Origin of the sequence: Burkholderia sp. Ac-20345 (genome assembly GCF_017104825.1) — a bacterium.
GTDB lineage: Bacteria > Pseudomonadota > Gammaproteobacteria > Burkholderiales > Burkholderiaceae > Burkholderia > Burkholderia lata_B.
On sequence record NZ_JAAGPO010000327.1, the window covers coordinates 1 to 7070 of the forward strand.

The window sequence follows — 7070 nt, forward strand, 5'->3', positions numbered from 1 at the left end:
TTCCGCGAAGACGGTGGAAGACACGGTGACGCAGGTGATCGAGCAGCAGATGAGCGGTCTCGACAACTTCCTGTACATGTCGTCGACCAGCGATGACTCGGGCAACGCGACGATCACGCTGACCTTCGCGCCGGGCACCAACGCCGACATTGCACAGGTCCAGGTGCAGAACAAGCTGTCGCTCGCGACGCCGATTCTGCCGCAGGTCGTGCAGCAGCTCGGCCTTTCGGTGACGAAGTCGAGCAGCAGCTTCTTGCTGGTGCTCGCCTTCAACTCCGAAGACGGCAGCATGAACAAGTACGACCTCGCGAACTTCGTGGCGTCGCACGTGAAGGACCCGATCAGCCGGTTGAACGGCGTCGGTACCGTCACGCTGTTCGGCTCGCAGTACGCGATGCGGATCTGGCTCGATGCGAACCGCCTGACGAACTACGGCCTCACGCCGGTCGACGTGTCGACCGCGATCTCCGCACAGAACGTGCAGATCGCAGGCGGCCAGATCGGCGGCACGCCGTCCACGCCGGGCACGATGCTGCAGGCGACGATCACCGAATCGACGCTGCTGCAGACGCCCGCGCAGTTCGGCAACATCCTGCTGAAGGTCAACCAGGACGGCTCGCAGGTTCGCCTGAAGGATGTCGCGAAGATTGAACTCGGCGGCGAAAACTACAACTTCGACACGAAGTACAACGGTCAACCGACCGCGGCACTCGGTATCCAGCTCGCGACCAACGCGAACGCGCTCGCGACCGCGAAGGCCGTGCGCGCCAAGATCGACGAACTGGCACCGTTCTTCCCGCACGGCCTCGTCGTGAAGTACCCGTACGACACGACGCCGTTCGTGAAGCTGTCGATCGAGGAAGTGGTCAAGACGCTGCTCGAAGGTATCGTGCTCGTGTTCCTCGTGATGTATCTGTTCCTGCAGAACCTGCGGGCGACGATCATCCCGACGATCGCGGTGCCGGTCGTGCTGCTCGGTACGTTCGCGATCATGTCGATGGTGGGCTTCTCGATCAACACGCTGTCGATGTTCGGCCTCGTGCTCGCAATCGGCCTGCTGGTGGACGATGCGATCGTGGTGGTGGAGAACGTCGAGCGCGTGATGGCGGAAGAAGGGTTGTCACCGAAGGAGGCGACCCGCAAGGCGATGGGCCAGATCACCGGCGCACTCGTCGGCGTGGCGCTCGTGCTGTCGGCGGTGTTCGTGCCGGTGGCGTTCTCGGGCGGCTCGGTCGGCGCGATCTATCGTCAGTTCTCGCTGACGATCGTGTCGGCGATGGTGCTGTCGGTGCTCGTCGCGTTGATTCTGACGCCGGCACTGTGCGCGACGATCCTCAAGCCGATCCCGCAAGGGCATCACGAAGAGAAGAAGGGCTTCTTCGGCTGGTTCAACCGCACGTTCAACAACAGCCGCGACAAGTACCACGTCGGCGTGCACCACGTGATCAAGCGGTCGGGCCGCTGGCTCATCATCTACCTGGTCGTGATCGTCGCGGTCGGCCTGCTGTTCGTGCGCCTGCCGAAGTCGTTCCTGCCGGATGAAGACCAGGGCCTGATGTTCGTGATCGTGCAGACGCCGTCGGGCTCGACGCAGGAAACGACCGCGAAGACGCTCGCGAACATTTCCGACTACCTGCTGAAGGACGAGAAGGAAATCGTCGAATCGGCGTTCACGGTCAACGGCTTCAGCTTCGCCGGCCGCGGCCAGAACTCCGGTCTCGTGTTCGTGCGCCTGAAGGACTACTCGCAGCGTCAGCATGCGAACCAGAAGGTGCAGGCGCTGATCGGCCGGATGTTCGGGCGCTACGCGGGCTACAAGGACGCGATCGTGATCCCGTTCAACCCGCCGTCGATTCCTGAACTCGGTACGGCTGCCGGCTTCGACTTCGAGCTGACGGACAACGCGGGTCTCGGCCACGATGCACTGATGGCCGCGCGTAACCAGCTGCTCGGGATGGCCTCGAAGGATCCGACGCTGCAGGGCGTGCGTCCGAACGGCCTGAACGATACGCCGCAGTACAAGGTCGACATCGATCGCGAGAAGGCGAACGCGCTCGGCGTGACGGCGGATGCGATCGACCAGACGTTCTCGATCGCATGGGCGTCGAAGTACGTGAACAACTTCCTGGATACCGACGGCCGGATCAAGAAGGTCTACGTGCAGGCGGACGCACCGTTCCGGATGACGCCGGAAGACCTGAACATCTGGTACGTGCGCAACGGGTCGGGCGGGATGGTGCCGTTCAGTTCGTTCGCGACCGGTCACTGGACGTACGGTTCGCCGAAGCTCGAGCGCTACAACGGTGTGTCGGCGATGGAAATCCAGGGTCAGGCCGCACCGGGCAAGTCGACCGGTCAGGCGATGACTGCGATGGAAGGGCTCGCGAAGAAGCTGCCGGTCGGTATCGGCTACTCGTGGACCGGCCTGTCGTTCCAGGAAATCCAGTCCGGCTCGCAGGCGCCGATCCTGTACGCGATCTCGATCCTCGTCGTGTTCCTGTGTCTCGCGGCGCTGTATGAAAGCTGGTCGATCCCGTTCTCGGTGATCATGGTGGTGCCGCTCGGCGTGATCGGTGCACTGCTTGCGGCAACGATGCGCGGCCTCGAGAACGACGTGTTCTTCCAGGTCGGCCTGCTGACTACCGTGGGCTTGTCCGCGAAGAACGCGATCCTGATCGTGGAGTTCGCGCGCGAACTCCAGGTGACGGAGAAGATGGGGCCGATCGAGGCCGCGCTGGAAGCGGCGCGCCTGCGGCTGCGTCCGATCCTGATGACGTCGCTCGCGTTCATTCTCGGCGTGATGCCGCTCGCGATCTCCAACGGCGCGGGTTCGGCCAGCCAGCACGCAATCGGTACGGGCGTGATCGGCGGGATGATCACGGCGACGTTCCTCGCGATCTTCATGATCCCGATGTTCTTCGTGAAGATCCGCGCGATCTTCAGCGGCGAGAAGGAAGACGTCGACGAGGCGCTGCGCCTGGCTCAGGAGCACTCGCACCACGAAGAGAAGCCGGGCAACGGCGACGAAGGCAACAAGGGACAGTGATGATGCAAAAACACGCTTTGACTGCAATCGCGGTCGCGCTCTTTGCCACGGGCTGCACGATGGCGCCGCATTACAAGCGGCCCGATGCGCCCGTCGCACAGGCGTACCCGGCCGGCGGCGTCTATGCGACGCAGCCGGGGGCGGCCGGCGCGCGCAGCGCGAACGGCCAGGCGGCGACCGCCATCGGCTGGCGCGAGTTCTTCGTCGATCCGCGCCTGCAGCGGCTGATCGAGATCGCGCTGAAAAACAACCGCGACCTGCGCGTGTCGGTGCTGAACATCGAGGCGGCGCGCGCGCAGTACCAGATCACGCGCGCGGGGCTGTTCCCGACGCTCGACGGCACGGGCACGGGCAACATCCAGCGTATCCCGCAGGGTCTGTCGACGTCGGGCGCGCCGATGATCTCGCGCAGCTACAACGTCGGGCTCTCGGCATCGTGGGAGCTCGACCTGTTCGGCCGCGTGCAGAGCCTGAAGGACCAGGCACTTGCGCAGTACCTGTCGACGTCTTATGCGCGGCAAGCGCAGGAGATCTCGCTGGTGTCGCAGGTGGCTGACCAATACCTGACGCTGCTGTCGACCGACGACCTGCTGAAGGTCACGGAGGACACGCTGAAGTCCGCGCAGGACTCGTACAACCTGACGAAGCTGAAGTTCGACAACGGCACGGGCTCCGAGCTCGACCTGCGTCAGGCGCAGACGGTGGTCGAGACGGCGCTCGCGAGCCAGCAGTCGCAGGCGCGCGACCGTGCGCAGGCGTTGAACGCGCTGGTGCTGCTGATCGGCGAGCCGCTGCCGGACGACCTGCCGGCGGGCATGCCGCTCGACGCGCAGAACCTGCTGACGGACGTGCCGGCAGGCCTTCCGTCCGACCTGCTGACGCGTCGCCCCGACGTGATGCAGGCCGAGCAGTCGCTGCTGGCCGCGAATGCGAACATCGGTGCGGCCCGCGCGGCGTTCTTCCCGAAGATCTCGCTGACAGGCGCGTTCGGCACCGGGAGCCCGACGCTCGGCGGTCTGTTCAAGGCCGGCACGGCGGCGTGGTCGTTCGCGCCGCAGATCACGATGCCGATCTTCGAGGGTGGTCAGAACATCGCGAACCTGAACCTTGCGCACGTGCAGAAGCGCATCGAGATCGCCCAATACGAGAAGGCGATCCAGTCGGCGTTCCGCGAAGTGGCTGACGGATTGGCGGCACGCGGCACGTACGACCAGCAGATCGCGGCGCTGGAGCGCAACGAGCACGCGCAACAGCGACGTTACGACCTGTCGGACCTGCGTTACAAGAACGGCGTCGACAGCTACCTGTCGGTGCTGACCGCGCAGACGGACCTGTACAGCGCGCAGCAGTCGCTGATCAGCGCACGTCTGGCACGCTGGACGAACCTGGTTACCCTGTACCGTGCGCTGGGCGGCGGGTGGGTCCAGCGCGCAGGCGAAACGCCGCGCGCGCCGGATGCACCGGTCGACTACGACAAGGCGGCCGCTCCGGCGCCTGCGTCGGCAGCGGCGACGAACGGGTAAGCGCAAGGAAGGGCAGGCACGGTCTACTGCGCTTGTCCTTCGAACCGGCTGTATGCGGAAACGAAAACGCCACGGATGAAAGTCCGTGGCGTTTTCTTTTGTGCTGTCGAATCGAGCGGGGAGAGGACGGTTGTCGTGACGATGCTGCGCCGCGTTCCGCTTACGCCGATCACGCCGATCACGCCAATCACGCCAATCACGCCAATCACGCCAATCACGCCAATCACGCCAATCACGCCAGTCCGCGCGACCAATCGGTATCCCGCGCCGCGCGCCTGCGACCAGCCTTCACGCGCAAAGCGTTATCGCCCGTGCGTCCCATCCGGTCCGACGCCCTCAAAGCAAAACGCCACGGCATGCCGTGGCGTTCTTCGTTACCGCTGTTTCGCGCCGTCGTCCGGCGCGTGGCGATCAGTGATGCACGTCGGCGGGACGCCCGTCGAAGTCGTGTCCGGCGCGGCGGATGTCGCAGCGCGCGTCCTTCTCGCCTTTCACGCCGTTGAACACGATGTTCAGGATCACGGCCGTCGCCGATGCCAGCAGGATGCCGCTGTGCAGGATCGGGGCGAGCGCGGGCGGCAGCTTCGAGAAGAAGTGCGGCGACACGACCGGCACGAGGCCCATGCCGACGCTCACGGCGACGATGAACAGGTTGTGCGTGTTGTTCACGAAGTCGACCTTCGACAGCACCTTGATGCCGTTCGCAGCCACCATCCCGAACATCACGATGCCCGCACCGCCGAGCACGAACGACGGCACCGACGCGACGACCTGCGCCATCTTCGGGAACAGGCCGAGCAGCACGAGGATCACGCCGCCGGTGGCGCACACGAAGCGGCTCTTCACGCCCGTCACGCCGATCAGCCCGACGTTCTGCGAGAACGACGTATGCGGGAACGAGTTGAAGATGCCGCCGATCAGCGTGCCGAGGCCGTCGACCCGCAGGCCGCGCACGAGGCGCTCCTGGTTGACCGGGCGATCGACCATGTCGCCGACCGCGAGGAACATGCCGGTCGATTCGATGAACGTGACGAACATCACCGTGACCATCGTCACGATCGACAGCGGGTCGAAGTGCGGCAGGCCGAAGTGGAACGGCATCACGAAGCCGACCCACGGTGCGTGCGACACGCCGTCCGTGTTCACGCGGCCGATCGCGAATGCGATCGCGAAGCCGGAGACGATGCCGAGCAGTACCGAGATGTTCGCGATGAAGCCGCGGCCGTACTTGTTGATCAGCAGGATCAGCGTCAGCACGAGCAGCGACAAGCCGAGATAGACGGGGCTGCCGTACTCGGGGTTGCCGACACCGCCGGCCGCCCAGTTGATGCCGACTTCCATCAGCGACAGCCCGATCACCGCGATCACGGTGCCGACGACCACTGGCGGGAAGAACCGCAACAGCTTGCCGATCATCGGCGCCAGCACGATGCCGATGATGCCGGCCGCGATGGTCGAGCCGAAGATGTCGAGGATGCCGAGGCCGGGGTTGGTGCCGATCGCGATCATCGGGCCGACTGCCGCGAACGTGCAGCCCATGATGACGGGCAGGCGGATCCCGAAGATCCACAGGCCCAGCGTCTGGATCAGCGTGGCGATGCCGCACGAAAACAGATCGGCGCTGATCAGGAACGCGATCTGGTCTTTCGGCAGCTTGAGCGCGGCGCCGACGATAAGCGGCACGGCGACGGCGCCGGCGTACATGACGAGGACGTGTTGCAGGCCAAGCGTTACCAGCTTGCCGGTCGGCAGCACCTCATCGCACGGATGGACCGTGTTCGATTGCATCTGTCTCACTCCATGATCTTGTTTTCGGGGTGATACGAAATTATTCGGAATGAATCCACGCAACAAGAGTGCTGGGATCTATTCCGCTCTTTGCTGGTTCGATATGCCGTTTCGGCATGAAACAGGGTGTCGATCATCGGGAAACAGCCGCAGGAGTGAGGTTTCCCGGTTTTATAGCCCTTCAAAATAATGCGGGCCCCCGTGTCAAATATAGGCCGCCTTATGGTGTGTATCGGGTGGGCGGCATAGTGGCAAAAAGTGCCTGGGAAAAATCGTGCGGGGTTAACCCGCGAACGGCCGCTTTTGCGTGTCAGGTGCAGCCGGGTGAAACTTGGCTGCCGACTGCGTTTCAGACCTGCCGCGGCGGCGGCAAAAAACGGGGCGCGCATCGCGATCCCGTTATCATCGACATCCGTTCATTCAACTTCGCCCTCACGTCATGCGCCTGCTCGGAATCGACCTCGGCACCGGCTCCGTCAAACTCGTCACGCTCGATGCCGACGGCGTCGAGCGCGCGGTCGCGAGCGAACCTTATGCGCTGTCGTCGCCGCAGCCCGGCTGGGCCGAGATCGCGCCCGATACGTGGTGGCAGGCGCTCGTGCGCGCGGCCGCGCGGCTGCCGGCCGACGAGCGCGCGCAGGTGGCGGCGATCGGATTCTCGGGGCAGATGCACGGCGTCGTGCTGAGCGACGCGACCGGGCAGCCGGTTCGGC

The 7070-nt window shown here is 64.7% G+C and carries 5 protein-coding genes; 3 read left to right on the forward strand and 2 right to left on the reverse strand.

What is annotated here, in order from left to right:
- Together G3O06_RS45650 and G3O06_RS45655 are read left to right on the forward strand one after the other, a co-directional pair.
- Positions 1-3046, forward strand: a 3046-nt coding sequence (locus G3O06_RS45650; protein ID WP_205820011.1) for an efflux RND transporter permease subunit, incomplete at its 5' end; no start/stop codon positions are given.
- The gene (locus G3O06_RS45655) at positions 3046-4569 is read left to right on the forward strand and encodes an efflux transporter outer membrane subunit (RefSeq protein ID WP_205820012.1); all 1524 of its coding nucleotides are present in this window, start codon (positions 3046-3048) and stop codon (positions 4567-4569) included. The genes G3O06_RS45650 and G3O06_RS45655, both read left to right, overlap by 1 nt.
- A gap of 23 nt (positions 4570-4592) precedes the next feature.
- Here G3O06_RS45655 and G3O06_RS45660 read toward each other — a convergent pair whose 3' ends face one another.
- On the reverse strand, positions 4593-4805 hold the full coding sequence (locus tag G3O06_RS45660) for a hypothetical protein (protein ID WP_205820013.1): 213 nt from the start codon (positions 4803-4805) through the stop codon (positions 4593-4595).
- 175 nt (positions 4806-4980) lie between these two features.
- Complete coding sequence (locus G3O06_RS45665) at positions 4981-6357, reverse strand: nucleobase:cation symporter-2 family protein (RefSeq protein ID WP_205820014.1); 1377 nt, start codon at positions 6355-6357, stop codon at positions 4981-4983.
- A gap of 439 nt (positions 6358-6796) precedes the next feature.
- On the opposite strand from G3O06_RS45665, the gene G3O06_RS45670 reads away from it, so the two are divergent.
- Positions 6797-7070 (forward strand): FGGY family carbohydrate kinase (locus G3O06_RS45670; protein ID WP_241020579.1); only part of this gene is annotated, 274 nt, incomplete at its 3' end.